This window comes from Clavibacter sp. AC415, from assembly GCF_979252985.1.
The window spans coordinates 17203-42811 of sequence record NZ_CEEDAR010000018.1 but is presented as its reverse complement, the minus strand read 5'-3'; the positions used below and the strand labels follow the sequence as shown (position 1 = coordinate 42811).

At 74.7% G+C, this 25609-nt stretch carries 18 protein-coding genes and 9 pseudogenes; 12 read left to right on the top strand and 15 right to left on the bottom strand.

The genetic code is table 11. The features are described 5' to 3' along the window. Positions 1 to 21 precede the first annotated feature (21 nt). The 9 genes and pseudogenes from ACZ411_RS11100 to ACZ411_RS11060 form a co-directional block, all read right to left on the bottom strand. Positions 22 to 423 (bottom strand): carbohydrate ABC transporter permease, encoded by a 402-nt coding sequence (locus tag ACZ411_RS11100; RefSeq protein ID WP_464170616.1) that lies wholly within the window; start codon positions 421 to 423, stop codon positions 22 to 24. Next, positions 420 to 935 carry an ABC transporter permease family protein gene (locus ACZ411_RS11095; RefSeq protein ID WP_464170614.1) on the bottom strand — a complete coding sequence of 172 codons (516 nt, stop codon included), beginning with the start codon at positions 933 to 935 and terminating at the stop codon, positions 420 to 422. The genes ACZ411_RS11100 and ACZ411_RS11095 overlap by 4 nt, the downstream gene beginning before the upstream one ends. Positions 936 to 1125: 190 nt before the next feature. Further along, the gene (locus ACZ411_RS11090; RefSeq protein ID WP_464171116.1) at positions 1126 to 1581 is read right to left on the bottom strand and encodes a carbohydrate ABC transporter permease; all 456 of its coding nucleotides are present in this window, start codon (positions 1579 to 1581) and stop codon (positions 1126 to 1128) included. Positions 1582 to 2179: 598 nt separating this feature from the next. After that, positions 2180 to 3244: pseudogene (locus ACZ411_RS11085) on the bottom strand (ABC transporter substrate-binding protein); the annotation flags it as partial. A gap of 122 nt (positions 3245 to 3366) precedes the next feature. After that, positions 3367 to 3738, bottom strand: coding sequence for a DUF202 domain-containing protein (locus ACZ411_RS11080; protein ID WP_104289398.1), 372 nt, complete (start codon positions 3736 to 3738; stop codon positions 3367 to 3369). Continuing rightward, a complete protein-coding gene (locus ACZ411_RS11075; protein ID WP_464170611.1) occupies positions 3735 to 4103 on the bottom strand; it encodes a YidH family protein in 369 nt (122 codons plus the stop codon). The genes ACZ411_RS11080 and ACZ411_RS11075 overlap by 4 nt, the downstream gene beginning before the upstream one ends. Further along, positions 4100 to 4991: pseudogene (locus ACZ411_RS11070) on the bottom strand (oxidoreductase). The gene ACZ411_RS11075 and the pseudogene ACZ411_RS11070 overlap by 4 nt, the downstream one beginning before the upstream one ends. 142 nt (positions 4992 to 5133) lie before the next feature. After that, positions 5134 to 6423 carry an MFS transporter gene (locus tag ACZ411_RS11065; RefSeq protein WP_464170609.1) on the bottom strand — a complete coding sequence of 430 codons (1290 nt, stop codon included), beginning with the start codon at positions 6421 to 6423 and terminating at the stop codon, positions 5134 to 5136. Positions 6424 to 6473: 50 nt separating this feature from the next. After that, positions 6474 to 6872 carry a winged helix-turn-helix transcriptional regulator gene (locus ACZ411_RS11060; RefSeq protein WP_464170607.1) on the bottom strand — a complete coding sequence of 133 codons (399 nt, stop codon included), beginning with the start codon at positions 6870 to 6872 and terminating at the stop codon, positions 6474 to 6476. A 104-nt stretch (positions 6873 to 6976) separates the two neighbouring features. Between ACZ411_RS11060 and ACZ411_RS11055 the strand changes: the two are divergent. Continuing rightward, a pseudogene (locus ACZ411_RS11055) lies at positions 6977 to 7841 on the top strand (NAD(P)H-binding protein). 119 nt (positions 7842 to 7960) lie between these two features. Here the strand turns inward: ACZ411_RS11055 and mmuM are convergent. Next, the gene (mmuM, locus tag ACZ411_RS11050) at positions 7961 to 8893 is read right to left on the bottom strand and encodes a homocysteine S-methyltransferase (RefSeq protein ID WP_464170605.1); all 933 of its coding nucleotides are present in this window, start codon (positions 8891 to 8893) and stop codon (positions 7961 to 7963) included. Between the two features lie 132 nt (positions 8894 to 9025). On the opposite strand from mmuM, the gene ACZ411_RS11045 reads away from it, so the two are divergent. After that, positions 9026 to 9535 (top strand): MarR family winged helix-turn-helix transcriptional regulator, encoded by a 510-nt coding sequence (locus ACZ411_RS11045; protein ID WP_094116732.1) that lies wholly within the window; start codon positions 9026 to 9028, stop codon positions 9533 to 9535. Between the two features lie 79 nt (positions 9536 to 9614). Then, positions 9615 to 10313 carry an HAD family hydrolase gene (locus ACZ411_RS11040; protein WP_464170602.1) on the top strand — a complete coding sequence of 233 codons (699 nt, stop codon included), beginning with the start codon at positions 9615 to 9617 and terminating at the stop codon, positions 10311 to 10313. A 45-nt stretch (positions 10314 to 10358) separates the two neighbouring features. On the opposite strand, the pseudogene ACZ411_RS11035 reads toward ACZ411_RS11040, so the two are convergent. From ACZ411_RS11035 to ACZ411_RS11025, 3 genes and pseudogenes are all read right to left on the bottom strand, one after another. After that, positions 10359 to 11631, bottom strand: a pseudogene (locus ACZ411_RS11035) (uracil-xanthine permease family protein). A 136-nt stretch (positions 11632 to 11767) separates the two neighbouring features. Next, a complete protein-coding gene (locus ACZ411_RS11030) occupies positions 11768 to 12169 on the bottom strand; it encodes a hypothetical protein (RefSeq protein WP_094116729.1) in 402 nt (133 codons plus the stop codon). Continuing rightward, positions 12153 to 12350, bottom strand: a complete 198-nt coding sequence (locus ACZ411_RS11025) for a helix-turn-helix transcriptional regulator (protein ID WP_464170599.1) — start codon at positions 12348 to 12350, stop codon at positions 12153 to 12155. The genes ACZ411_RS11030 and ACZ411_RS11025 overlap by 17 nt, the downstream gene beginning before the upstream one ends. 91 nt (positions 12351 to 12441) lie before the next feature. Between ACZ411_RS11025 and ACZ411_RS11020 the strand changes: the two genes are divergently transcribed. From ACZ411_RS11020 to ACZ411_RS11005, 4 genes and pseudogenes are all read left to right on the top strand, one after another. Beyond that, entirely contained in the window at positions 12442 to 14427 is a 1986-nt protein-coding gene (locus ACZ411_RS11020; protein ID WP_464170597.1) for a M13 family metallopeptidase, read from the top strand. 22 nt (positions 14428 to 14449) lie between these two features. Further along, positions 14450 to 15433 (top strand): serine hydrolase, encoded by a 984-nt coding sequence (locus ACZ411_RS11015; protein WP_464170595.1) that lies wholly within the window; start codon positions 14450 to 14452, stop codon positions 15431 to 15433. 141 nt (positions 15434 to 15574) lie between these two features. Continuing rightward, positions 15575 to 16222, top strand: a complete 648-nt coding sequence (locus ACZ411_RS11010; protein WP_464170593.1) for a histidine phosphatase family protein — start codon at positions 15575 to 15577, stop codon at positions 16220 to 16222. A gap of 11 nt (positions 16223 to 16233) precedes the next feature. Beyond that, positions 16234 to 17224: pseudogene (locus ACZ411_RS11005) on the top strand (1,4-dihydroxy-2-naphthoate polyprenyltransferase). Between the two features lie 12 nt (positions 17225 to 17236). Here ACZ411_RS11005 and ACZ411_RS11000 read toward each other — a convergent pair. Next, a complete protein-coding gene (locus ACZ411_RS11000; RefSeq protein ID WP_464170591.1) occupies positions 17237 to 17524 on the bottom strand; it encodes a DUF1905 domain-containing protein in 288 nt (95 codons plus the stop codon). Between the two features lie 570 nt (positions 17525 to 18094). Here ACZ411_RS11000 and ACZ411_RS10995 point away from each other — a divergent pair. Together ACZ411_RS10995 and menD are read left to right on the top strand one after the other, a co-directional pair. Beyond that, positions 18095 to 18535: a PLD nuclease N-terminal domain-containing protein gene (locus tag ACZ411_RS10995; RefSeq protein ID WP_464170589.1), complete on the top strand. Its 441-nt coding sequence runs from the start codon at positions 18095 to 18097 to the stop codon at positions 18533 to 18535. A gap of 81 nt (positions 18536 to 18616) precedes the next feature. Continuing rightward, positions 18617 to 20297: pseudogene (menD, locus tag ACZ411_RS10990) on the top strand (2-succinyl-5-enolpyruvyl-6-hydroxy-3-cyclohexene-1-carboxylic-acid synthase). Positions 20298 to 20302: 5 nt separating this feature from the next. Here menD and ACZ411_RS10985 read toward each other — a convergent pair. Beyond that, positions 20303 to 21578: pseudogene (locus tag ACZ411_RS10985) on the bottom strand (isochorismate synthase). Positions 21579 to 21737: 159 nt separating this feature from the next. Here ACZ411_RS10985 and ubiE point away from each other — a divergent pair. The 3 genes and pseudogenes from ubiE (at position 21738) to ACZ411_RS10970 (ending at position 25058) form a co-directional block, all read left to right on the top strand. Further along, the gene (ubiE, locus tag ACZ411_RS10980; RefSeq protein ID WP_094116720.1) at positions 21738 to 22472 is read left to right on the top strand and encodes a bifunctional demethylmenaquinone methyltransferase/2-methoxy-6-polyprenyl-1,4-benzoquinol methylase UbiE; all 735 of its coding nucleotides are present in this window, start codon (positions 21738 to 21740) and stop codon (positions 22470 to 22472) included. 35 nt (positions 22473 to 22507) lie between these two features. After that, a pseudogene (locus ACZ411_RS10975) lies at positions 22508 to 23579 on the top strand (polyprenyl synthetase family protein). Between the two features lie 106 nt (positions 23580 to 23685). Beyond that, a pseudogene (locus ACZ411_RS10970) lies at positions 23686 to 25058 on the top strand (FAD-dependent oxidoreductase). The last annotated feature ends 551 nt before the right edge of the window (positions 25059 to 25609 follow it).

The following is a 25609-nucleotide window of genomic DNA, read 5'->3' as shown; positions in this document are numbered from 1 at the left end:
GTCACGCGGCGCCGGCCCCGATCAGCGGATCCCGCTGCGCGCGAATCCCTGCACGAAGTAGCGCTGGAAGACGAGGAACAGCACCACCATCGGCGCCACGTTGATCAGCGCGAACGCCATCGTGCCGCCGTAGTCGGAGCCGAACTGGCCCTGCAGGTAGAGCAGGCCGATGGGGAGCGTGAACAGCTCGTTCTGCTTAAGCGCGATGAGCGGCCAGGAGAAGTCGTTCCAGGTCGACAGCAGGCTCATGAAGAACAGCACCGCGAGCAGCGGCTTCGACAGCGGGAGCACGATGCTGCGGAGGATCCGCAGGTGGCTCGCGCCGTCGATCCGCGCCGCCTCGATGAGCTCCGTCGGGATCCCGAGGATGAACTGCCGCGCGAGGAACAGGCCGAACGCGCTCGCCGCCGTGGGCAGGATCACGGCCCAGTACGTGCCGTAGAGGTCGAGCCCCGGTGACCAGGGTGAACAGCGGCACCATGATCGCCTGCACGGGGATCATCAGCGTCGCGAGCGCCACGAGGAAGAGCGCGTTCGAGCCGCGGAACCTCGAGCCGCGCGAACGCGTATCCGCCGAGCACATTGATGGTCACGGTGATGAGCGCGACCACGAGGGCGATGGCGGTGGAGTTCCCGAACCAGGTGGCGACGGGGAAGGAGTCGAGGACGCGCTCGAAGTTCGACAGCGTGAGCGTCGTCGGGAAGATGCGGAGCGCGCCGCCGAGGAGGTCGGCGCGGGTCGAGAACGCGACGACGACCATCCAGTACAGCGGGAACAGGATGATGAGCGCGACGACGCTCGCGGCGACGACGCGCAGCGCGACGAGGCGCCGCTCGCGGGTGCGGCGGGCGCCCGGCCGGGTGAGCCGGTCGGTGGGGGCGGTGCGGGCGGGGCGGACCTCGGAGCCCACGGGCGCGACGGGTGCGGTGGTCATGGGGCGGCTCTCAGTCCACGAGGTCCCGGGAGCGGCTGGAGTACCCAGCGCACCGCGGTGAAGGCGAGCATGACGAGGAGCAGCACGACGCCGATGGCGGCCGCGTAGCCCTGGTCGCGGGTGACGAACCCCTGGTCGTAGGCGTACGTGACGATGACGGAGGTGGCGTTGCCGGGGCCGCCTCCGGTCATCACGAAGACGAGGTCGAAGACCTGGAACGAGTAGATGACGTTGAGGTAGCGGCAGGAAGAACGGCAACCACGGCCCCGACCAGCGGCACCGTGAGGTACCGGAAGCGCTGCCAGCCGTTCGCGCCGTCGAGGCGCCCGGCCTCGTAGACGCCCGCGTCGACCGACTGCAGCCCCGCCAGGTAGATGAGCATGTTGAACCCGACGCGCCACCACAGCGTGATGAGCACGATCGAGACGAACGCGGCCGTGCCGTCCGACTGCCATGGGACGCCCGGCAGCCCCACGGCGCGCACGAGCTTGTCGATGAGGCCGCTGTTCTCGTCGAAGAGGAGCACGCCGATGAGCGCCGTCGCGACGCCCGAGATGGCCATGGGGAGGATGAGGATCGAGCGGAACAGCCCGCGCGCCGGCAGCACCGAGTTCAGCAGCACCGCCGCGCCGAGGCCGAGGCCCATCGACGAGCGGCGTGAGCGGTCGGCGTGACGAGCACCGTGTAGGCGGCGGACCGCCACGAAGACCGGTGTCCGAGACGACCAGGCGCTGGTAGTTGTCGAGCCCGGTGAAGGTGCCGCCGCCGAACCCGTCGGTGCGCTGGAGGCTCACCGAACACCGCCCACACGAGCGGCACGAGCACGAAGAGGCCGAGCATGAGCAGGTTCGGCGTGAGGAGCATCCACGCGACCGCCGGCCTCGCCGCGCGAGCGCGTGCGGCGGCGGCGGCGCGGCGGACGGTCCGCTCGCCCCGGGACCTCCGGCGTCGTGCCCGCGACCCGGGCGGGGGTGCCGGTCCGCAGCCCCGGGTGCCGCGGTCATCAGCCCGCCTGGGACGGCGGACGCGATGCCCGCGGCGAGCGCGGCGACCACGTCGTCCGTCGACGCGTCGCTCGTGAACGCCTTCTCCAGCTCGTCCTGCAGCACCGTGATGATGCGCGACATCGACGGCGAGGCGACCTGCCCCGAGTTCGGATGCCTGCACGGTGCTCGCCTGCGCGGCCGACTGTAGACGGGCGCGAGCTCGGGGCGCACCGCGAACTCGATGCCGGAGTCGATGAGGTCCTGGCGGGTGGGCAGCAGCGACGCGCCCTCGCAGAAGGCGCGCATGGCGTCCTCCTGCGTGACGAAGTCGAGGAAGGCCGCGGCCAGCGCGGGATCCGCCACGTCCTTCGTGACCACCAGCGCGTTGCCGCCGAAGTCGCTGGCCGCGCGCACGTCCCGGGGCGCGAAGGTCGCGCCCCACTCGAAGTCGAGGGTGTCGGTGGCGTCGGGGATGGAGAAGGCGCCGGAGAAGACCATCGCCGTGGTCTGCGCGTACCAGCTGTCCTGCGCGTAGGTGGAGGACTTGATCGTGTCGTTGTCGGGCACGTAGCCCTTCTCGAAGAACGAGCGGGTGAAGTCCACGGCCTTCCGCGCCGCATCGGAGTCGATGGCGGCGTCCGCGAGGTCCTCGGTGAGGAAGCGGCCGTCGGCCTCGAACAGCCAGGTGAGCCAGCGCGTCACGCCGTTGCCCTGCCAGTTGTACGCGAACGGGTACTGGTCGGCGGGGAGCGCGGCGCGCAGCTGGGCGGCGACGGCGTCGAACTCCTCCCAGGTCCAGGCGTCCTCGAGCGTCGTCGGGATGTCGGTGACGCCGGCGGCGTCCATGAGGGCCTTGTTGTAGAGGATCGCCGTGGTGTCGGTGTGGTGCGGCACGCCGAAGGGGGCGTCGCCGTTCTGCACGGCCGCCCACGCGCCCCGCGTGAAGCGGTCGCCGAAGTCGGCGGGCAGGTGGTCGGAGAGGTCGAGCAGCTGGTCGCGCCCGGCGTAGCTGCCGAACGTGTAGTACGGCACGCGGAAGACGTCCGGCGGGTTGCCGGCCTGCAGCTGCGCGTCGATGTTGGTGAACATCTGCTCGTACGGCACGGCGTTGAGCTCGACCGTGGATCCCGGGTTCGCCTCCTGGAAGCGGGCGATCTGGTCGCGGAAGCCGGCGAGCTCGGAGTCCGTCCCCCAGGTGGTGAAGGCGAGCGTGCCGGCCGCCGCGGAGGTGGCGGGCTTGCTGAAGCCCGCGCAGCTCGCGAGGATCGCGGTCAGCGAGACGGCTCCGGTGGCGGTGAGGAAGCGGCGGCGGTCGAGTTCCATGGGGGCCTTTCCGAGGGGTGCGCAGGGGTGCGCGGCGGACGCCATGCGGTGTCATGCCATTCGATACCCCGGCCGGGGGGCATCGTGGAACCTCGGATGCGCCCGTCAGATCTGCTGTCCCGTCAGCGCACGAGCGCGACGGCCAGCGCGGCGAGCCCCGCGACCGCCGTGAGCGCCGCGACGAGCGCGGGCAGCGCGCCGCCGGGGAGCGCGGCTCCGGGCGGCGCGGCAGGGTCGGCGGCGCGCGTCGTGAGGATCCGGTGCACCCGCCGGTACCGCCGGTGCGCGGTGACGAGCACGCTCAGCGCGAGCGCCACGCCGACGAACGCGAGCGCGAGGCCGGGCGCGCCGAGCACCGCGGGGAGGGCGCGCAGCCCGAGCAGGGATCCGACGACGAGCGCGAGCGCGGTGCGCCGCCACGCGAGGGCCGTGCGCTCGGGCTGGAGCCCCGGGTCGTACGGGCGCTCGCCGCGCGCGGCATCGGGACCGCTCACGCCGTGAGGACCCCGAGGAGCACCAGCGCCCCGGCGACCGCCACCGCGATCCCGAGCGGCAGCGACAGGACGGACGACGGCAGCGGGCGGTCGCGGCGGAGGGCCCGCTCGGTGCGCATCCAGCCGATCCACGCCTGCGCGGGGGCCGCGATGCCGGTCACGATGAGCACGACCGACGCCGCGAGCCGGAACCCGGGCTGCAGCCCGAGCCCCAGCGCCTCGAGCGCGACCCCGCCGGCGAGCAGGGCGAGCGAGGTGCGGATCCAGGCGAGGAACGTCCGCTCGTTGGCGAGCGTGAACCGCACGTCGGGCTCGGTGCCCTCCCGGTAGACGCGGCGCGGGAAGCGGCGGTCGGGCGCGGTCATGCCGCCATCCTCCCGCGGATCAGCCGCCGATCCCCCTCCAGCTCCGCGAGCGCGTCCTCGGGGAGGCGGATCCGCGCGCCCGCGACGTTCTCCCGCAGGTGCTCCACGGACGAGGTGCCCGCGATGACGAGCACGTTCGGGGACCGCTGCAGGAGCCAGGCGAGCGCGACCGGCAGCGGCGCGGATCCGAGCGACGCGGCCACCCGCGACAGCGTCTCGGACTGCAGCGGCGAGAACCCGCCGAGCGGGAAGTAGGGCACGTACGCGATGCCGTCCGCGGCCAGCTCGTCGATGAGCGCGTCGTCGTCGCGGCGGGCCAGGTTGTAGTGGTTCTGCACCGACACGATCGGCGCGATCGCGCGGGCCTCGGCCACCTGCGCGGGCGTCACGTTGCTCACGCCAAGGTGGCGGATCAGGCCCTCCCGCTGCAGCTCCGCGAGCGCCGTGAACGGCTCGTCGATCGACCCGTCGGTGGGGCTGTCGAACGCGCCCACGCGGAGGTTCACGACGTCGAGCACGTCGAGCGTCAGGTGCGTCGAGGTTGTCGTAGACCGCCTGCCGCAGCTCGGCCGCGGAGAGTGCCTGCGGCCACCGGCCCTTCGCGTCGCGGAGCGACCCGACCTTGGTCACGATGTGCAGGTGCTCCGGGTAGGGGAACAGCGCCTCCTCGATGACGGCGTTGGTGTGCCCGGGGCCGTAGAAGTCGGCCGTGTCGATGTGGGTGATCCCGAGCGCGACGGCCTCGCGCAGCACGGCGCGGGCGGCGTCCGGATCCGCGGGCGGGCCGAACACGCGCGGCCCCGCGAGCTGCATTGCGCCGTAGCCGAAGCGCGTGACGGTGATGTCGTCGGCGAGGGGGAAGAGCCCTCCGGGCAGGTCGGTCGACATGGGATCCTCTCGGGTCGCGGGCGTCCGCCCACTCTCCCGCGGGCCGACCCGCGCCCGGTCGCACTCGCAGGAGCCCGTGAGCGGATCCGCGCGCCCGCGGATCGGCCCGGCGGGCCGACCACCGGCCCGCCGCGCGGGCGGACTAGGAGGCGCTCGGCGCCGCCTGCGCCGCCGGATGCGCGCGCCGGGTCGCCAGCACGCGCGAGAAGACCAGCACGAGGAGCCCGGCGGCCGGGATGAAGATCAGCCCGAGTCGCAGCGACGACGCGTCCGCGATGGCGCCGACGATCGGCGGCGACACCAGGAACCCGACCCGCAGCAGCCAGCCGACGATGGTGAGCCCCGTGCCGGGCTTGAAGCCGGGCAGCTCGTCGGCGGCCTGCATGGCGGCCGGGATGAGGGTCGCGACGCCGAACCCGGCGACGCCGAACCCGACGATGGTGCCGACGACGCTGGGGAACGCGAGCGCGCCGCCCATCCCGGCGAGCACGAGCACGCCGCCGAGGCGGGCGATGGCGCGCTGGCCGAAGCGGTCGACCATGCGGTCCCCGAGCATGCGGCCGATGAACTGCATGCCCTGGAGGGAGATGAAGCCGAGGCCCGCGACGAAGGCGGAGGCCTCGAGGTCGCGCGAGAGGTAGATGGCCGACCAGGTGCTGCCCGCGTCCTCCACGATCGCGCCGCCGGAGGCGATGATGACGAGCGCGAGGAGCACGCCGTACCGGGCCACGAGGCCGAGCGCGCGCGGGGAGGCGGCGCGGACGACGCCGTCCTCGGGATCCGCGGCAGGCGCGTGGGCGTGCGCCGCGCCGCCCTCGCCGGGCTCCGGCTCGGGGCCCTTCAGGAGCCAGGCGAGCGAGACCACGGCGAACGCGCTGAAGAGGACCGCGGTGATCGAGAGGTGCACGAGGATCGGCAGCCGCACCTGCGCGGCGGCCGCGCCCATGATCCCGCCGGTGACCGCGCCGATGGACCACACCGCGTGGAACGAGTTGATGATCGAGCGCCCGTACAGCCGCTGCACCCGCAGCGCGTGCGAGTTCTGCGCGACGTCGGTGATGGAGTCCATGGCGCCGGCGAGGAACAGGGCGCCCGCGAGCACCAGCCAGCCGGGGGCGAGGCCGGCCAGCAGGATCCCGACGGAGGCCAGCACGGTGGCGGCCACGGCGACGCGCGCCGACCGGTACCGGCGGATGAGGACGCCCGCGGCGAGCCCCGCGATGAGCGCCCCGAGCGGCGACGCGGCGACGGCCGCCCCGAACTCGACGTCGGCGAGCCCCAGCTCCGCCTTCAGCGCGGGGTAGCGCGGCAGCAGGTTCGCGAAGATCGCGCCGTTGGTGAAGAACAGGATCCCGACGGCGACGCGCGCGCGGCGGACGTCACGGGTGGGAGCGGGCGTGCGCGACAGCGTCGGCGCGGACGGGGAGGGCATGGGGCGTGATCTCTCTCTGGCCTCGCCCGGCGGCGATGCAGGTCTCCAGCCTAGGGACGCGCGGGGGCTCCCGGCGACCGCTCGCCGGCCTGCTCGGCCATGTCGGCCACGAGGTCCATGAGGGGGATGAGCCGCGCGGACGCCTCGTGGCCGAGCTCGGTGAGCCGGTAGTCGACGCGCGGGGGGATGGTCGCCTGGGCGTCGCGGATGACGAACCCGTCGTCTGCGAGCGTGCGGAGGGTCGAGGCGAGCATCTTCTCGCTGATGCCCTCGATCTCCCGGCGGAGCTCGCCCCAGCGCCGGGATCCCTGCCCGAGGGCGAGCAGGACGAGGACGCCCCACTTGCTCGTGACGTGGTCGAGGAGGGTCCGCGACGGGCAGTTCGCGGGGTAGCGGCCCTCGGTCACGCCGGGCCGGTCGCGGGTCACCCGGAAGCTCATGTCGTGCATGCGACCAACTTACCTGAAAGTGGGTACCTCCCTGTGGGAAGCTCTTCGCCGTCAGTCCGGTTGTCCCGGGCGTACCGCACCTCCCACGACTCGAAAGGCACCCCATGACCATCGTCGTCACCGCCGCCACCGGCCGCCTCGGATCGCGCATCGTCGCCTCCCTCCTCGCCCGCGGCGCCGCCGCCTCCGACGTGCTCGCCACCGCGCGCCGCCCCGAGGCCCTCGCGGACCTCGCCGCCCAGGGCGTGCGCACCGCGCGCCCTGGAGTACACCGACGCCGACAGCGTGACCGCGGCCATCCAGCCCGGCGACACCCTCGTGCTCGTCTCCGGCAGCGAGGTGGGCCAGCGCGTCCCGCAGCACACCACCGTCATCGAGGCCGCGAAGGCCGCGGGCGTCGGCCGGATCCTGTACACGAGCGTCCTCCGCGCCAGCACCACCGAGCTGTTCATCGCGGGCGAGCACAAGGCCACCGAGGAGGTCCTCGCCGCCTCCGGCGTGCCCGTCACGCTCCTCCGCAACGGCTGGTACACCGAGAACTACGCGGCCACCGTCGACGCCGTGCGGCAGTCCGGCGGCCTCCTCACGAGCGCGGGCGAGGGCATCGTCGCGAGCGCCACCATCGCGGACTTCGCCGAGGGGATCGCCGTCGCGGCCCTCGACGACTCGCTCGCCGGGCGGACGCTCGAGCTGGCGGGCGACGAGCGCTGGACGCAGGACGACCTCGCCGCCGCGATCTCCGGCATCGTCGGCCAGCCCGTCCCCGTGTCCCGGGTGTCCTCGGAGGAGCACGCGAGCATCCTCGGCGGCGCCGGCCTCGACGAGGGCACCATCGGCTTCCTGGTGGGCCTCGACGCCGCCACGGCCGCGGGTCAGCTCGACGACGAGACGGGCGACCTCGCCCGCCTCCTCGGCCGCCCCACCACCTCGCTCGCCGAGGGCCTGCGCCAGGCCGTCGCGAGCGCCTGAGCCGCCCACGGATCCGGTCCCGAGCCGGATCCGGGCCCGAGCCGGATCCGGACCCGAGCCGGATCCGCAGTCGACGACGGCCCGCCTCCCTGGAGGAGACGGGCCGTCGTCATGCGGCGTCAGCCGAGCGCGTCGCGCATGCGCCGCACCTCGGCCGGCCCCACGCGGCAGCAGCCGCCGACGAGCGACGCGCCCGCCGCGATCCACGCGTCGACGGACGGCAGGGCCGGGTCACCGGCCCAGCCGCGCACGACCGCGTCCCAGCGCTCCCCGGAGTTCGGATAGACCACCACGGGCCGGTCGGTCGCCGCGCGGGCCGCGGCGATCGCGCCCGGCACCTCGTCCGGGTGCGCGCAGTTGATCCCGACGGCCACGACCTCGTCGGCCTCCTCCGCCAGCGCGAACCCCTCGCCCATCGGCTGGCCGGACCGCAGCCGCCCGTCGGCGACCGTGAACGCGAGCCACACCCGCGCGCCCGAGCCGCGCGCGAGGTCCACCAGCGCCCGGCCCTCGTCGAGGCTCGGGATCGTCTCGCAGGCGAGGAGGTCGGCACCCGCGTCGGCGAGCACGGCGAACCGCGGGGCGTGCCAGCGGCGCAGCTCGTCGCGGGTGAGGCCCGACGACCCTCGGTACTCGGATCCGTCGCCGAGCGTCGCCCCGTAGGGGCCCACGGACGCGGCGATCCAGCGGTCGCGCGGGGCGCCGGCGGACCGTCCGGCGGCCGCGTCGCCCGCCGCGTCCTCCCGCGCGGCGCCGTCGCGCGCCTCGGCCGCGAGCCGCACGCTCGCGCGCAGCAGCCCCTCGGTGGCGGCGGCGCCCAGGCCGCGGCGCGCGAAGGCCTCGAAGCCCACCTGGTACGACGCCGTGATCGCCACGTCCGCCCCGGCGCGGAAGTACTCCGCGTGCGCGGACCGGATCGCGTCGGGCTCGTCGGCGAGCACGCGCGCGCTCCAGAGCGGGTCCGTCAGGTCGTGCCCGCGCGCCTCCAGCAGCGTGCCGAGGCCGCCGTCGAGCACCAGCGGGCGGTCGGGGATGGGGAGCGGGCGGGCCATGCCGACATCCTGCCGGAGCGCGTCGGCGGATCCGGGCCGGCGACGCCCCGCGACGCCGCGCATCCGCCCCGCGCCCGTCGGCCCGCCCCGCGCCCTGCGCCGGGTACCGTGGAGGCGACGGTGGGAGTCCCGATGAAGGATGACGACGACGTCGACCTGGTGATCGACGCGTGGGGCGCGGCCATGCCCGACGTCGACTTCGCGCCGCTCGACGTGGTGTCGCGGCTGCGGCGCCTGCTGCCGCAGATGCAGCGGATCCGCGAGGGCGCCTTCGCCGCCGAGGGCCTGACGACGAGCGAGTTCGAGTTCCTGTCCGTCCTCCGCCAGCAGGGCGACGCGGGCCTCACGCGCGCGGGCCTCGCCGAGCGCCTCGGGACCGACACCGGCAGCCTCGTGCACCGGGTGAACCGGCTGACGGCGCGCTCCTTCATCACGCGCGAGGAGGATCCGGCGGGCGGCCGCAGCCGGCTCGTCGTTCTCACCCCCTTCGGCATCGAGCGGGTCGACCGGGCGATGCGCCGGCTCGTCGCCGACGAGGACGAGGTGCTCGCCGACCTCAGCCGCGAGCAGGTCGCGACCCTCATCGACAGCCTCCGCGTGATCGCGCGCACCACCGAGCGGGTCCGCGCGCGCCGCTCCTGATCCTCCGGGCACCCCGAGCGGGCATCCGAGCGGACATCCGTGCGGGTCATGCGGAGGCGCGCCGGAGCACGATGGACGCATGGCCGACACCGATCGCATCCCTCCCGCCGTGCTCTTCGACATCGACGAGACCCTCATCCACACGGGCGGGTCCGGCACCCGCAGCTGGGCGATGGCGTTCCGCGACGTGCACGACGTCGAGGCGGACATCGGCGAGCACTCCTCCGCCGGGGAGACCGATCCCCAGGTGGGCACGGCGACGTTCCGCGCCGTCATGGGCCGCGATCCGGAGCCCGCCGAGCTCGCGCGCCTCTACGCCTCCTACCTCCGGCACCTCGCCGACGACATCCGCGTCTCCGAGGGCTACCGCGTCCTCGACGGCGCCGAGGCCCTGCTCGACCGGCTCGCCGACGCGGGCGTCGTGCTCGGCGTCGTCTCCGGCGCGATGGAGGGCGCCGCCCGCACCAAGATGGAGCCCGCCCGCCTCGGCCGCTTCTTCGTCTTCGGCGCCTACGGCTCCGACTCGCCCGACCGCGTCGACGTGCGTCCGCCGGGCCATCGCGACCGCGGGCACCCTGCGCGGAGCGGCGCCCTCCCGCGACGAGGTGCTGGTCGTCGGCGACACCCCGAACGACATCACCTCCGCGCACGACGCGGGGCCACCGCGGTCGGCGTCGCGAGCGGCCACTACTCGGCCGACGAGCTGCGCGACGCGGGCGCGGACCTCGTGCTCGAGTCGCTGGAGGACCCGGCGCTCGAGCGCCTCCTCGGGCTCTGATCCGCGGGCGCCGGGCGCCGGGCCGCGAGAGCTGCGCCGCCGGCGCTACGCGGTCCCGCGCAGCCGCGCGACCGTGCTCATCACGTGGTAGACGACGATCGCCGCGACCGTGCCGAGCGCGATGCCGTTGAACGACACCGTGCCGAGCGTGAAGGTGAACGGCGCGATCGCCACTATGAGCGCGGTCGCCGCCGTGAGCTGGTTCACGGGCTTCGCGAAGTCGACCCGGTTGTCCATCCAGATCTTCACGCCGATGATCCCGATGAGCCCGTAGAGCGCGGTCGTCACTCCGCCGAGCACGCCCGCGGGGATCGTGTTGATGACCGCGCCGACCTTGGGCGACAGGCCGAGCAGCACCGCGAACGCGCCCGCGACCCAGTAGGCGGCGGTCGAGTAGACGCGCGTGGCCGCCATCACGCCGATGTTCTCGCCGTACGTGGTGGTGCCGGATCCGCCGCCGAGGCCCGCGAGCACGGTCGCGATGCCGTCCGCGAGGAGCGCGCGTCCGGTGAGCCTGTTGACCGAGCCGTCGGTCATCTGCGCGACGCCGCGGATGCGCCCCACGTTCTCCGCGACGAGCACGAGCACGACGGGCAGGAACGCGGCAGCAGCGCCCAGAACTGCGGCGTGATCTCCGGCGAGTGGAACTCGGGCAGGCCGATCCACGCGGCATCCGCGATGGCCGAGAAGTCGACCTCCGACCGGATGACCGCCACCACGTAGCCGACGACGACGCCCAGCACGATGGAGAGGCGGCCGAGGATCCCGCGGAACAGCACGGTGGAGAGGATCACGACGGCGAGGGTGATGGTGGCCGTCACGGGCGCCACCACGAAGTCGTCGCGCGCCGCGGAGGCGAGGTTGAAGCCGATCAGCGCCACGATCGCGCCGGCGACCACGGGCGGCAGGAGCGCGTCGATCCAGCCCGTGCCGGTGAGCTGCACGATGCCGCCGACGACGGCCAGCAGGATCCCGACCGCGACGATGCCCCGGCCAGCGCCGCCCCGATGCCGCCGCCGCCCGACGCGGTCGCCGCGTTGGCCGCGAGGATCGGCGCGATGAACGCGAACGACGAGCCGAGGTAGCTGGGGAGCCGGTTCCGCGTGATGAGGAGGACCAGGAGCGTCCCGATCCCGGAGAAGAACAGCGTGGTCGTGGGCGGCAAGCCCGTGAGGACGGGCACGAGGAACGTCGCGCCGAACATCGCGACGACGTGCTGCATGCCGAGGCCGATGGTGCGCGGCCAGGTGAGGCGCTCGCCGGGGCCGACGACCGCGGAGGCGTCCACCGCCTTGCCGTCGCCGTGGAGGGTCCAGATTCTGTCGGGCCGGATGCTCGCCTGCTTCCGCGCGGGTGTGTGGGGAGACGCCCCGATCCGCGAGCGTACCGACGCCGTGTTGCGGCGGCGTTTCCGCGCGCGGATCCGACCGTGTCCGCGCGGCGATCCGCGCGGCTCAGCTCCGCCGGACGACCACGGCGTTCGCGACGGCCCACACCGAGGCGAGCGCCAGCATCTGCCCCCAGATGAACCAGTGGATCTCGCCCTGCAGCGTGGTGACGACGAACGCCACGACGGAGATGACGAGCGCGGCGACGCCGACCACGGCGAACCCCTGCTGCGCCAGCAGCCCGTCCCGCTCGTCGCGGTACTCGAGGCCGTTGATGCGCGTCACGTCGCTCGCGCCGGGCCGGGACGCCTGCAGGGCGCCGCCGAACCCGATCGCGCCCATGAAGGCGAGCACGAAGGCGGATCCGGGATTCCCGGCGACGAGCGCGACCAGCGCGCCGACGCCGAACACGGACACGAGCAGCACGTTCACACGGGAGATCCCGCGGCGTTCAGTCGACTTCGACATGGAATACCTCCTCGACGGATCGGTGGAAGAAGCGGGCCGTGCGCACGGCCAGCGCGAGCGACGGGTCGTAGCGGCCCGTCTCGATGGCGTTCACGGTCTGGCGGGAGACGCCGAGCACGGTGGCGAGTGCCTGCTGGGAGAGGCCGGCGGCCGTCCGGAGCTCCTTCACCTCGCTGCGCATGGATGACAAGCTAGCTTTACACCGAAGACGTGTCAAGCACGCTTTACACATCGTCCGGGAGGGCCGCGGCCGGGGCGCCTAGGCTGGCCGCATGAGCGCCGAGACACCGCCGACCGGGATCCGCACCGACGAGCTGGACGAGGGGGTGCGCCCGCAGGACGACCTCTACCTCCACGTGAACGGCCGCTGGCTCGAGCGCACCGCGATCCCCGACGACAAGGCCCGCTGGGGCTCGTTCCACCAGCTCGCCGAGGCGGCCGAGGAGGCCGTGCGCGTGATCATCGAGGAGGCCGTCGACGCCGCGCCCGGCAGCGAGGAGCGCAAGTTCGGCGACCTCTTCACGAGCTTCATGGACGAGGAGCGGGTGGAGGCGCTCGGCGTCGAGCCCATCCGCGACCAGCTCGACCAGGCCGCCGCCGTCACCGACGTGCCGACCTTCCTCCGGACCCTCGGCCGCCTCGAGCAGACCAACGTGAGCGGCCTCCTCGGCCTCTTCGTCGACAACGACCCGGGCGACCCCGAGCGCTACGTCGTGCAGATCGAGCAGGGCGGCATCGGACTGCCCGACGAGAGCTACTACCGCGAGGAGGGCCACGCGGCCATCCGCGACGCGTACCGCGCCTTCGTCGAGCGCATGCTCGGTCTCGCGGGGATCGACGACCCCGCCGCCCGCGCCGACCGGATCCTCGACCTCGAGACCCGCATCGCCGCCGCCCACTGGGACAACGTCCGCACGCGCGACAGCCAGGCCACGTACAACCTCACGACCTGGGCCGGGCTCCGGAACCTGGTCGCGAAGGCCGCGTGGGCGGACCTCGACATCTGGCGCGACGCGCTGGAGGTGCCCGAGGGGGCGCTCGACGAGGTCGTGCTCCGCGAGCCGAGCTTCGCCGAGGGACTCGGCGCGCTCCTCACCGCCGACGAGGTCCCCGCGCTCCGCGACTGGCTCACCTGGCAGGTCGTCCGCTCGAACGCGGCGCTCCTCCCGAAGGCCTTCTCCGAGGCGTCCTTCGACTTCTACGGCCGCACCCTCACCGGCGCGCCCGAGCAGCGCGTGCGCTGGAAGCGCGGCGTCTCGTTGGTCGAGGGCGCCATGGGCGAGGCCATCGGCCGGATCTACGTCGACCGCCACTTCTCCCGCACCGCCAAGGCGGAGATGGACGTGCTGGTCGGCCACCTCGTGGAGGCCTACCGCGACTCCATCTCCGGCCTCGACTGGATGACCGCGGAGACCCGCGGCCGGGCGCTCGAGAAGCTCGACGCGTTCACCCCGAAGATCGGCTTCCCGGACAGGTGGCGCGACTACTCGGCCCTCGAGATCGACCCGACCGACCTCGTCGGCAACGTCCGCGCGACCGCCCGCTTCGAGACCCGCCGCGAGCTCGCGAAGATCGGCGCGCCGCTCGACCGCGACGAGTGGTTCATGACGCCGCAGACCATCAACGCGTACTACAACCCCGGCTTCAACGAGATCGTGTTCCCGGCGGCCATCCTGCAGTTCCCGTTCTTCGACGAGGAGCGCGACCCGGCCGCGAACTACGGCGCGATCGGCGCGGTCATCGGCCACGAGATCGGCCACGGCTTCGACGATCAGGGCTCGCGCTACGACGGCGACGGGCGGCTCACCGACTGGTCGACCCCCGCCGACCGCGCGGCGTTCGAGCAGCGCACGGCGTCGCTCATCCAGCAGTACGACGCCCTCGTCCCGGCGCAGCTCACGGCCGACGACGCCCCGCACGTGAACGGCGCGCTCACCATCGGCGAGAACATCGGCGACCTGGGCGGCCTGTCCATCGCGTGGAAGGCGTACCTGCTCTCGCTCGACGGGGCGGAGCCGCCCGTGATCGACGGGCTCACCGGCGCGGAGCGCTTCTTGCGCTTCTCCTGGGCCCAGGCCTGGCAGCAGAAGGGCCGCGACGCGGAGGTCACGCGCCTGCTCGCCATCGACCCGCACGCGCCGAACGAGTTCCGCTGCAACCAGATCGTCCGCAACATCGACGCCTTCTACGCGACGTTCGACGTGCAGCCGGGCGACGGCCTCTGGCTCGACGAGGAGGCCCGCGTCACCATCTGGTGACGCGCGGGGCGCGGGCCGCACGATGAGCGCGACCGAGGAGGATCCGCCCCACCGCCCCCGGCATGCCGGGGGCGGCCCGGCGCGTCGCCGCGGTCAGGAGCCGACGGACGGCTTCCGCTCCGCCTTCCGCGCGCTCGGCGGCCTCGCCCTCGACGGGATGCGCGTCGCGGCGCGCGCCACCGACCTCGACTCGAGCGACGTGGTGCTCGCGGTCGACGACCACGTGGCCCTGCCGGCCGCGGGGCTCGGCCGCGTGCTGCTGCTCGCGGAGCTGTCGGCCCGCATGACCTCGGGCGACCTCTCGCCGCTGCACCTCGTCGACCGCGGCGACGACGACGAGGGCGGCACCGCGGGCCTCTGGCGGCACCTCGTGGTGCCGTCGCTGCCCGTCACCGACCTCGCGTCGCTCGTCGGTGCCACCGGCGACGCGGCCGCGACGAACGCGCTGCTCGGCCTCGTGGGCCTCGACGCCGTGCGGGCCCGCGCCGAGTCGCTCGGCCTCCGCCGGACGGCGCTCCTCGACGTGGCGCGCGGCACGCGGGGGCCGGACGACGCGCCGCAGCTCTCCGTGGGATCCGCCCGCGAGCTCGCGTCGCTCTTCGCCTCGCTCGTGCACGGCGAGGTCGATGCGAGGCGACGGGCGCGCGCGTCGTCGGCTGGCTCGCGCTCGACGCCGACCGGTCGATGGTCGCGGCCGCGTTCGGGATGGACGCGCCGTCGAGCCGCGGCGGCGCGCACGGCATGGCCCTGGTCGACTGCACGGGCGTCGATGCGGGCGTGCGGGCGGAGGCGGGCGTGCTCCGCGGCCCGCGCGGCGCCGTCGCGTACGCCGTCATGGTGCGCTTCGACGACGCCGGTCTCCGCGCCCGGCTGGCCGTGCGGGACGCCCTGGGCGTGGTCGGGCTCGACCTCCTGGAGCACGTGCACCGGGACGCCGGATCCGCCCGGGCGTAGAGTCGGATGTCGCCCGCCACCCTCCCGGGCGACGGAGGAGAGCCCCGCATGACCGGCATGAACCCCGCCACCGCCAAGCGCCTCGCCCGCGACGACGTGTCGCCGATGCACGCCGAGGTCGACGCCGCGATCGCCCGGCGCGGAGATCCCCGGCGCCCCGGAGTGGCAGGAGAAGGTCCGCGGCCGCATCGTCATGGTGCGCCACGGGCAGACCGAGGTCGAGCGTCAACGGGCGCCGCACCGGCACGACCGACATCCCCCTGCACGGAGACCGGCGAGGAGCAGGCGCGCGCGGTCGGCGAGGTGCTCGCGGGCACGGAGTTCGGGCTGGTGCTCGCGAGCCCGCGGTCGCGCGCGCTCCGCACCGCCGAGCTCATCGGCTACCGGGACCAGGCCGAGGTCGACGACCGGCTGGTCGAGTTCGAGCTACGGCGCCTACGAGGGGCGCACCACGGCCGACATCCAGTCCGAGCGCGGCCACTGGGACCTCTGGACCGACGGAGTCCCCGCGGGCGACACCCCCGGCGAGACGTCCGGCCAGGTCCGCGCGCGCGTCCTCGACGTTCTCGCGCGCGTGCTGCCGGTGCTCGAGTCCGGCCAGGACGTGCTGCTCGTCGCGCACGCCCACGTGATCCGCGCGCTCGCCGTCGCCTGGGTCGGCCTCCCCGCCGAGGCCGGGGGGATCCTCGCGCTTCTCGACCTCCACGCTCAGCGAGCTCGGCTTCGAGCACGGGCGCCACGCGATCATGCGCTGGAACTGCCCGGCCACCGGCTGGGCCCCGTCGCCCGTGGGCGGCAGCCGCTAGCCGTCACCGCCGTCGGCCGGGCCGCCGCCGCGTAGGATCGCCCCTCGTGGCACAGAAGAAGCAGCGCACCCGGCAGGCCCCCTCGTCCGCAGCCCGCACCCGCACCCGCCAGGGATCGCCCGCGACGGCGCGCTCCGGCAACCCGGCGGCGGTCCGGAGGGCCACGGCGCGCGACTGGATCTCCGGCGCCCGCATCCGCACCCTCCCGCTCGCCGTCGCGCCCGTCGCGATCGGCGCGGGCGCCGCGCGGGCGATGGGTCCTGACGGCCCCGACCTCGGCCTGGCGCTCCTCTGCCTGGCCGTCGCGGTGCTGCTGCAGATCGGCGTGAACTACGCCAGACGACTGCTCCGACGGGATCCGCGGCACCGATGCCGTCCGCGTCGGCCCCGCCCGCCTCACCGGATCCGGCGCCGCGAAGCCCCGCACCGTGCTCACCGTCGCGCTCGCGTTCTTCGGCCTCGCCGCGGTCGCCGGCCTCGCGATCGTCCTCATCACCGGCCACTGGTGGCTGCTCGCGGTCGGCGCGGTGGCCATCGTCGGCGAGTCGTACTACTACACGGGCGGCAAGCGCCCCTACGGCTACGCGGGCCTCGGCGACGTGGTCGTCTTCGTGTTCTTCGGCCTGGTCGCGACCGCGGGCACGCAGTTCATCCTCATCGGCCGGATCACGGGCGAGGGCTGGCTCGGCGGCGTCGCGGCGGGCGGCTTCGCCTGCGCGGTGCTGATGGTGAACAACATCCGCGACATCGACCAGGACGGGAAGGTGGGCAAGCGCACCCTCGCGGTGCGCCTCGGCCCGCGCTGGTCGCGCATCGTCTACTGCCTCATGGTCGCGGTGGCGTACGGCGTGCTCGTCTTCTTCAGCCTCTTCTACCCGAAGGCGCTGCTCGTGCTGTTCACGCTGGTCCTGGCGCTGCCGGCGGCCATCATCGCGTGCACCGGACGCACCCCGAGGGAGCTGATCCTCTCGCTGCAGCTGACGAGCATGGCGGCGCTCACCTTCGGCCTGGGGCTCGGCGCCGCGTTCGCGTTCTGAGCGGGGAGGGCGTCAGGTCAGGCGCTCGGTGATCCGGACGTCGACCTCGTCGCCCAGGTCCTTGCCGAGCCGCTTCCGCAGCCTCGCGCTCAGGGACAGCATGTGCCCCCCGGATCCGGTCGGCAGGAGGCCGATCGTGAGCGGCTCGCCGTCGACGGCGGCCACCACCTTCACGGCCTTGCCCGTCCCGAGCAGCTCCGCGGAGCCCGGGACCTCGACGCACCGCCAGAGGTCGCCCTTCACGGTGACGCCGATGGGCGCGGTGAAGGCGATGTCGAGGGGTCCGATGCCCGATCCCATGGATGCCGTCCTGCCTCGCGCGCCCCGCGGGTCGGCTGCGCTCGGCCTCGCCGTCGGCGCGCGGGGTGGCGGCCGCGGTGTCCGGCGTGCCGGCGCCCGGGGCGCCCGCGTCCTGCGCGGCGACGTCGGGCGCGCCCGAGGCACGTGCGCGGCGCTCGGCGGCGTCCACGGCGGCGTCCTCGGAGTCGTCGTCCTCCACGGGCCTGCGGCGGCCGGCCGCGACGGCCGCGAGGTCCGCCGCCATGGCCTCGCGCTGCCGGCGCAGGGAGATCTGAGGAGCCGCAGAACGACACGACCGCGCCGATGACGGCGGCCAGCGGCCAGAGGTCCGGGTTCACCGCCACGACCAGGCCGAACGGGATCGCGAACATGAGCACGCGGAGGACGGTGCAGACGAGCCGGTCGCGGCGGGAACTCGCACGAGCGCGGCGTCGGCTGCGGAGGCCCTGGACGAGGCGCGCCGGCGGTTTCGCCCCGAGCTGCGCCCGGCGTGTCGGCCTCGTCGCCGCGCTCCGCGCCCGCACGCCGGACGCCCGGCTGTTTCCCCGGCGGCGGAGCTACCATGACGAGATGCCCCGCCTGCTGATCGGTCTCGCCGTCGTGATCGTGTTCTTCACGGTCTTCGTCATCGTGGACACCGCGTTGACGCCGCGGACCCGCATGCGCGGCCTCCCGAAGCCCGCGTGGATCGCGGTCGTCGTCCTGGTGCCCCTCATCGGCGGCATCCTCTGGCTCACCATCGGCAAGGACCGCACCGACCTGGCGCGCGCCTCCGGCCGCCGCCTGGGTCCCGACGACGACCCGGACTTCCTTGCTCTCCGGCCTCGGCCGCACGCGGTGCCGAGGAGGAGCGCATCCGCCCGCCTCGAGCAGGAGCTCGCCGACCTCGACAGCGACGGCGCGGGTCCAGGACGACCCCGCCGCGCCGCCGGCTCCGGGCACCACCCCGCGCCCCGGCCGCGACGACGACGACCGCGCACCGGGCCGCCAGGGACGCCTGACCTCCGGTGACCACGACCGAATCCCCGATCCGCCGCCCGCTCCTCCTCGTCCCCGCGCACCGGCAACCCGTCCACCGACCGCGCCGTCGCCATGCTGCTGGCGCTCGTCGCCGAGGGCGTCACCGACGTCGTGCTCTGCCCCGGATCCCGCTCGCAGGCCCTCGCGCTCGTCGCCGCCGAGCTGGAGCGCGTCGACGGCGTCCGCCTGCACGTGCGCATCGACGAGCGCGCGGCCGGCTTCCTCGCGCTCGGCCTCGGCGTCGAGTCCGGCCGGCCCGCTCCCGTCATCACGACGTCCGGCACGGCCGTCGCGAACCTCCACCCGGCCGTGCTCGAAGCGTGGCACTCCGGCGTGCCGATGCTGGTCCTCACGGGCGACCGCCCCGCGGAGCTGCGCGGCATCGCGAGCAACCAGACCAGCCCGCCAGCCCGGCATGTTCGGCGACCGGGTCGCCTGCGTCGACGTGCCGGCGCCGGAGGAGACCGACGAGGACCTCGCCCGGGACGCCGTCGTCGCGCGCGACGCGTACCGGCTCGCCCGGGACGGGCGCACGCCCGTGCACGTGAACGTGGCGTTCCGGGATCCGCTCTCCGTCGCCGTGCCCGACCTGGGTGCGGCCGTCGCCGAGAGCCGCGCCGCGGCGGACGCGGCCGGCCGGGCAGCGGCGGACCGTCCCGCGCCCGACGCCGACGTCCTCGACCTCAGGCACGGCCCGCGCACCCTCGTCATCGCCGGCCACGCCGCGGGCGAGGCCGCCGAGGAGCTCGCGCGCACCGCGGGCTGGCCGCTCGCCGCGGAGATCTCCAGCGGATCCCACTTCGGCCCCGACCTCGTCGTGTCCTTCCGCGAGCTGCTCGCCCGCCCCGGGTTCGGCGACCGCGTCGAGCGCGTCGTCGTGTTCGGTCACCCCACCCTCACCCGCGAGGTCCCGCTGCTCGTCGGGCGGGACGACGTGGAGGCGATCGTCGTCGGATCCACGGGCGGCGAGGACTACGACCCCCGCCACCGCGTCACCGCCCGTCCGGCCGCCGTGCGCGTGGTCGGGGAGCCCGCGGACCCGGCGGAGGCCCGGCGCTGGCTCGGCACCTGGGTGCAGGCGAGCCGCGCGATCCTCGACGAGGCGACCGCCGCCGAGACCGCCCCGCTGGTCCCCGCCGGCACCACGCCCGCCGAGCGCCGCGAGTTCGCCCGCTCCGAGCTCGCGGCCGTCCGCGCCGACGTCACCCGCCGGCATCTGGTCCGCGCCGTCTGGCAGGCCACCTGGCCGCACGACCGGCTCGTCCTCGGCGCGTCGCGGCTCATCCGCGAGGCCGACCGGGTGCTCCCCGGCAAGCGCGTGCGCGTGCACGCGAACCGCGGGCTCGCCGGCATCGACGGCACCGTCTCCACGGGCCTCGGCATCGCCCTCGCCTCGCAGGCGGGATCCGGCACCTCCGCCGCGGGCGTCACCCGCGTGCTCCTCGGCGACCTCACGCTTCTGCACGATGTGGGCTCGCTGCTCCTCGGCACGGGCGAGCGCGCCCCGCGCATCCAGGTGATCGTCGGCAACGACGGCGGGGGCACCATCTTCGACGGCCTCGAGGTGTCCCGCACCGCGGCGCCCGCGGCGATCGACCGCGTCATGTTCACCCCGCAGCGCGTGGACCTCGCCGCCCTCGCCGCCGCGTACGGCTGGACCCACCTGCGCGCCTCCACCCACGGCGAGCTCGAGGCGGCCCTCACGACCGCGTCCGCGGCGCCCCTCCTCATCGAGGTGCCGCTGGTCCGCTAGGGGACCTAGCCCAGGGCCTCCACGACCGGGCGGAACTTCATCGCGGTCTCGGCGCGCTCGCGCTCCGGGTCGGATCCCGGCGACGATGCCCGCGCCCGCGTGCGCGACGATGGCGCCCGACGGGTCCACCTGGGCGCCGCGGAGCGCGATGGCCCACTCGCCGTCGCCGTCCGCGGCGACCCAGCCGACCGGTCCGGCGTAGCGGCCGCGGTCGGCGGGCTCGAGCTCGGCGATCAGCGCGAGCGCCGCGGCGGTGGGGTGCCCGGCGACGGCTGCCGTCGGGTGCAGGGCGCCCACGAGGTCGAGCGACGAGGACCCGTCGCCGAGCGTGCCCGTGACGTCGCTCGCGAGGTGCCACAGGTTCGGGAGCTTCAGGGTGAAGGGCGCGTCGGTGGTGGCGAGGTCGCGGCTGTGCGGGCGGAGGGCGTCGAGGACGCTGTCGCGCGCGAAGGCGTGCTCCCCGTTGTCCTTCGGGGAGGCGGCGAGGCCGGCGGCCGCGGCGGCGTCCGCGCGCGCGTCCGCGCCGCGCGACACCGTGCCTGCGAGGACCCGCGCCCCGACCGTGCCGCCGTCGACGCGCACGAGCGTCTCGGGGCTCGCGCCGATGAGGCCGTCGACCGCGTAGGTCCAGCAGTCCGGGTAGCCGCGCGCGAAGCGGCTGAGGGCGAGGCGCAGGTCGCCGCCCAGGGGCAGGCGCCCCACGAGGTCGCGCGCGAGCACGACCTTCTCGAGGTCGCCGGCGCCGATCGCGGCGACGGCCCGCGCGACGGCCTCCTGGTAGCCGTCCGGGCCCATGGCGCCGGGGCGGAGGTGGAGCCGGTACTCGGCGCCCGATCGCTCGGGCACGGGGATCGCGCCCGGCGCCAGCGCGTCGAACGGCGACGCGGGGTCGGACGGCTCCGCCTCGGCGAGGCGGATGCGGGTCACCCACGACACCCCGTCGCGCCGGCCGACGACGATCCGCGGCACGACGAGCACGCTCGCCGCCTCGGAGTCGTCCGCGAACGCGAAGGCGCCGAAGGCGATGAGCCCGGTGCCCGGGATGCCGAGCGGATCGACGACGGTCGCGGCCGCGGCCACCTCGCGCCATGCGGCGGCGGCGTCCCGCACGCGGTCGGGCCCGCGGAACTCGAGCCGGAGCGCCTCGCCGATGCCGCCCATCCCGGATCCGTGCCGCAGCCACAGCAGCGGGTGCCGGGCGTCGAGGAGGGGGACGAGGCGGGCGATGGAGTCGACGGGGGTGGTGTCGACGAGGAGCGCTCGGACGCGGGTTGCGGTCACGGATGCCAGCCTACCGCCGGGTTTCGGGGCCTCCCGCGGAGGGCGGAGCGCCCGGGTCGCGCCTCCGCGGGGCCGGTCGCCCCCGTCCTCTGATCGGCCCCTGGGCATCCGGCCGCCGCCCACCGTGCGCCCAGCGCTCCCGAATAGACTGACGGCGTGATGCGTGCAGACCTCAGCAAGAAGCCCGGCCAGGTGTCGGCGATGTTCGACGAGGTATCGAGCGCCTACGACCGCACGAACGCCCTGCTGTCGGTCGGCAACGACCAGCTGTGGCGCGTCGCGACCACCCGGGCGGTCGCCCCGGTCGCGGGCGAGCGGATCCTCGACCTCGCCGCGGGCACGGGCACCTCGAGCGCCGCGCTCGCCGCCTCCGGCGCCCACGTGGTCGCCGCGGACTTCTCCGAGGGGATGCTCGAGGTCGGCCGCCGCCGGCACGCGGGCAACCCGCGCATCGAGTTCGTGCACGCCGACGCCACCGACCTCCCCTTCGCGGACGACTCGTTCGACGCGGTCACGATCTCCTTCGGCCTGCGCAACGTGGTCGAGCCGCGCACGGGCCTCGACGAGCTCCTCCGCGTGCTGAAGCCCGGCGGCCGCATCGTCATCTGCGAGTTCAGCACGCCGCCCGTGCCGCTCGTGCGCCGCGGCTACGACCTCTACATGAAGGCCGTCGCGCCCTCCCTCGTGAAGCTCGTCAGCTCGAACGCCAGCGCGTACGAGTACCTGAACGAGTCGATCCAGGCCTGGCCCGACCAGGAGACGCTGAGCTCGTGGCTCCGCACGGCCGGCTTCGAGGCCGTCGAGCACCGGAACCTCACCGCGGGGATCGTGGCGCTGCACCGCGGCGTCAAGCCCGTCGGCCGTCATGCCGCTCCCCGTCCCGCCGCGTCCTGACCGCGCGTGAACCCCCAGAGACAAGGACGCCGATCATGAGTCCGAGCATCCCGCTCGCCCGCCGCGGCTCCGTCGCGTCCCACGCCAGCCTCACCGAGCGGCTGTTCTCGTCCTCCGACGACCGCCGCATGGCCCGCAGCATCGACGACGGGCTCGCGCTCGTGGAGGAGCAGCTCCTCCGCGAGGTGCGCTTCGCCGACGACGTGGCCGACGTCACCACGCGCTACCTGCTCGACGCGGGCGGCAAGCGGGTGCGCCCCATGCTGGCCCTGCTCATCGCCCAGCTCGGCGAGGGCAACACGCAGCAGGTCGTCGACGCGGCCGTCGCCATCGAGATCACGCACCTCGCATCGCTGTACCACGACGACGTCATGGACGAGGCGGACATGCGCCGCGGCGTCCCGAGCGCGCAGGCCGTGTGGGGCAACTCCATCGCCATCCTCGCGGGTGACCTCCTGTTCGCCCGCGCCAGCAAGATCGTCGCGGACCTCGGCCCGCGCGCCATCCGCCTGCAGGCCGCCACCTTCGAGCGCCTGGTGCTCGGCCAGCTGCACGAGACCATCGGCCCGCGCGAGGACCAGGACCCCATCGAGCACTACCTCGACGTCCTGGCCGACAAGACCGGCTCCCTCATCGCCTGCGCGGCGCAGATGGGCGTCATCTACTCCGGCGCCGATCCCGAGCTCGAGTCCGCCGTCCTCGCGTTCGGCGAGCGCACCGGCGTCGCCTTCCAGCTCGTCGACGACGTGCTCGACCTCGCCGACCAGCCCGAGGAGACCGGCAAGCTCGCCGGCACCGACCTCCGCGCCGGCGTCTCCACGCTGCCGCTGCTGTACCTGACCCGCCTCGCGGCCACCGACCAGGAGGCGGCGGCGCTGCTCGCCCGCATCCAGCGCGACGTGGAGCACGAGGAGACGCCCGAGTTCGGAGGCCGACCTCACGGCGGCCATCGCAGAGCTCCGCGACCACGAGGTCACCGCGCGCACCATCGCCGAGGCCCACCGCTGGGCCGCGGAGGCGGTCGAGGCGCTCGCCCCGCTCCCGGAGGGCCCGGTCCGGAAGGCGCTCACGCGCTTCGCCGACACCATCGTCGAGCGCACGCGCTAGCTGCCGCTCGGCCCCGCCGGTTCTCGCGGGGATCCGCACCACCACGCCCCCGACGGCCGGCACGGGGACGCCGACGAACAGAAGGACATCAGCGACCAAGCTCAGGCTGGCCATCGTGGGCGCAGGGCCCGCGGGGATCTACGCGGCGGATACATCATCCTGAAGGCCGAGAAGCAGTTCGACGTCTCCATCGACCTGTTCGAGCGCCTCCCCGCGCCCTACGGCCTGGTCCGCTACGGCGTCGCGCCCGACCACCCCCTGCATCAAGGGCATCATCGGCGCGCTCCGGGACGTGCTCGACCGCGGCGACATCCGCATCTTCCGGCAACGTCGACTACGGCCGCGACATCACCCTCGCCGACCTCCAGCGGCACTACAACGCGGTCATCTTCTCGACCGGCGCGATCCGCGACGCGGAGCTCGACATCCCCGGCATCGACCTGCCCGGGTCCTACGGGGCGGCGGACTTCGTCGAACTGGTTCGACGGCCACCCCGACTTCCCGCGCGACTGGCCGCTCGAGGCCCGCGAGGTCGCCGTCATCGGCAACGGCAACGTGGCGCTCGACGTCGCCCGCATGCTCGCCGAAGCACGCGGACGACCTGCTGCCCACCGAGATCCCCGACAACGTCTACACGGGTCTCAAGCACTCGCCCGTCACCGACGTGCACGTCTTCGGCCGCCGCGGCCCCGCGCAGGTGAAGTTCACGCCGTTGGAGCTGCGGGAGCTCGGCGAGGTGACCGACGTCGACGCGATCGTGTACGACGAGGACTTCGGCGCGGATCCGCGCCGCCGAGGAGGCCGCGAAGACCAACAAGCAGGTCATGGTCATCAGCCGCGTGCTGGAGAAGTGGCGCACCCGCGAGGCCGGGACCGCGTCCCGTCGCCTGCACCTGCACTTCTACTCGCGCCCCGCGGAGAGTGCTCGCGTCCGACGACGCCGAGCCCCGCGTCGCCGGCCTGCTCGCATCGAGCGCACGCCCTGCTCCTGGACGGCACGGGCGGCGTCGAGGGCGCGGGCGAGTTCCGCGACGTGCCCGTGCAGGCGGTCTACCGCGCGGTGGGCTACTTCGGCTCGCCCGTCGACGGGATCCCGTTCGACGAGAGCCGCGGCGTCATCCCGAACGCACGAGGGCCAGGTCCTCGACGCGGACAACACCCGCGTGCCGGGCGTCTACGCCACGGGCTGGATCAAGCGCGGGCCCATCGGCCTCATCGGGCACACGAAGCTCGGACGCCATGGAGACCGTCTCGCACGTCCTCAACGACCAGGGCGACTGGTGGACCCCGGAGGCCCCGGAGGAGCAGGCGATCGTCGACCTGCTCGCCGCGCGCGGCATCGAGTTCACCGACCTCTCCGGCTGGCACGCGCTCGACGAGCACGAGATCGCGCTGGGCGCGCCCCACGGCCGCGCCCGCATCAAGGTCGTCGAGCGCGACGAGATGATCGAGGCGTCGCGCACGCGGCAGTCCGCCTGATCCGTCCCGCCTGATCCACGCCGACGGGCGTCCGCGGCTCCTCCCGCGGGCGCCCGTCCGTCGTCCGGCCCCAGGTGGGGGCGGTCCGCCGGTCGCCGGCTCTACTGGCCCCTGAGGGTCGCCGGGTGATCCCCGCCGCTGCGTCCGCATTCGCCACCGCCGCGCCCGCGCTCGCCACCGCCGTGCCCGCGCTCTCCGCGGCCGTGCCTGCGCTCGCCACGGCGCTCGTCGGCGCCGGCGGTCTCACGGGCGCCGCGGGTCCGCGCCGTCGCGCCGGCCCTCGCCCGGTGGGCGCTCGGGGGAGGCCGGCGCCGCGGGCTCGTCCCGCCCGCCACGGATCCGCCCACCCCCGATCCGTCCGCCGGTCCCGGGCCTCGGCCGCCGCTCCGCCGCCGTCGCCGCGCTCGCGACGGGCGCGCTCACGGCCGCCGTGGCTGGCCGGGACCCCGACCGCGCGCCTCCCGCTCGCGCTCCTGCTCCTCGCGGTCGGCCCCGTGCTCGTGGTCGCGGACCTCGCGGCGCACCGCCTGCCCGACCGCGCCACGGGTCCC